Below are 296 nucleotides of genomic sequence, written 5' to 3'. Positions count from 1 at the left end.
GTGGAGCGGTAGTTCAGCTGGTTAGAATGCTGGCCTGTCACGCCGGAGGTCGCGGGTTCGAGTCCCGTCCGCTCCGCCAAGTTGCAAGCAGGGGTATCTGGAAGTGCTGTGGAGCGGTAGTTCAGCTGGTTAGAATGCTGGCCTGTCACGCCGGAGGTCGCGGGTTCGAGTCCCGTCCGCTCCGCCAAGTTGCAAGCAGGGGTATCTGGAAGTGCTGTGGAGCGGTAGTTCAGCTGGTTAGAATGCTGGCCTGTCACGCCGGAGGTCGCGGGTTCGAGTCCCGTCCGCTCCGCCAG

At 63.2% G+C, this 296-nt stretch carries 3 tRNA genes; all 3 read left to right on the top strand.

Annotation, left to right across the window (positions count from 1 at the left end):
• Positions 1–2: 2 nt before the first annotated feature.
• The 3 genes from NQ204_RS19565 to NQ204_RS19555 all read left to right on the top strand — a co-directional run bounded on the left by NQ204_RS19565 (position 3) and on the right by NQ204_RS19555 (position 295).
• Positions 3–79: transfer RNA gene (locus NQ204_RS19565), tRNA-Asp, on the top strand.
• Between the two features lie 31 nt (positions 80–110).
• Positions 111–187 (top strand) — tRNA-Asp (locus tag NQ204_RS19560).
• Between the two features lie 31 nt (positions 188–218).
• Positions 219–295, top strand: a tRNA-Asp gene (locus tag NQ204_RS19555).
• The last annotated feature ends 1 nt before the right edge of the window (position 296 follow it).

It is taken from the genome of Stenotrophomonas testudinis (assembly GCF_024499815.1).
Classification (GTDB): Bacteria; Pseudomonadota; Gammaproteobacteria; order Xanthomonadales; family Xanthomonadaceae; genus Stenotrophomonas.
Note: the sequence above shows the minus strand (reverse complement) of the source record. Positions and strands in the feature narration are given on the sequence as shown.